Genomic DNA, 895 nt, shown 5'->3' with positions numbered 1-895 from the left:
CAGGTTCAGCTCTGTATCATCAATATTGATGGTATGTAGCCGATGTATATTTCTCTCTGTGCTGGAATGGTCAGTGGTCACGACTCGCAGATGATCCTGATACTCGCTAAGTCTGAACTGTTCATTCCAGCCTACTTGGCCGCTTAGGGCTACGCTTCCAGCAAACTCTAGACCATTGTCCGAATAGTCTAGCTTGTAGACCGTACTGCTATAAGATGAATCATTTGCGTTTTCGTAACTGTATTCATTTTCTACCATATACACGGCGTTCAATGATGCGTAGATTGTGGCAATGGGGGCGGCGATGCAGCTGGATTTTATATCTGAAAGCGCCATATCATGTGAAGCGCCAAGGTCGATTTTAGTAACGATAGCCAGGGTAGGTTGTGTTGAATCTTCTGGCTCGTTAGGAATATGGCAATCATTTTCACCTAGTAAAATCTTTGTTTGGCCATTTAAGGTGACGCTTGGGAGTAGGTCTTCTAATGTGGCCTTGCTGATTAATGACTCGTTACGGCTAATATCATCTTCTTCATAGGGATAGATTACATAGTCGTCGAGGTAGGCACTGTATTGGCTAATGATATAGAGCTTTGAGCCGATTTTTCGGCTGCTGACATACTGACCCTCTATCTGTATAGATGTGGTTTTGTCTATGGTGGATTCAGGTGTTTCCACGTCATACATATCAATACTGATACGGCTATCACTCCAGTGCCAGAAGTAGTCGCTATAGACTTGAGCGTATTCGTTAGCGATTGAAATAAGTTTTTTGTTTTCGAGTGTTTCTTCCAGATACAAGCCCTGTAAGTAATGACGTGAAGTAGAGAGGGTAATGGTATTGAGCGCTTCGTGTTTACCTGTCTGTTCCGATAATTCAAATATATTGATGTCG

At 42.8% G+C, this 895-nt stretch carries 1 protein-coding gene; it reads right to left on the bottom strand.

What is annotated here, in order from left to right; translation table 11 throughout:
- The coding region (locus tag A3729_RS05450; RefSeq protein WP_156497697.1) for a beta-propeller domain-containing protein at window positions 1-895 on the bottom strand (895 nt) is incomplete at both ends.

It is taken from the genome of Oleiphilus sp. HI0043 (assembly GCF_001634935.1).
The sequence above is the reverse complement of the archived record's forward strand: the minus strand, read 5'-3'. Positions and strand labels throughout refer to the sequence as shown.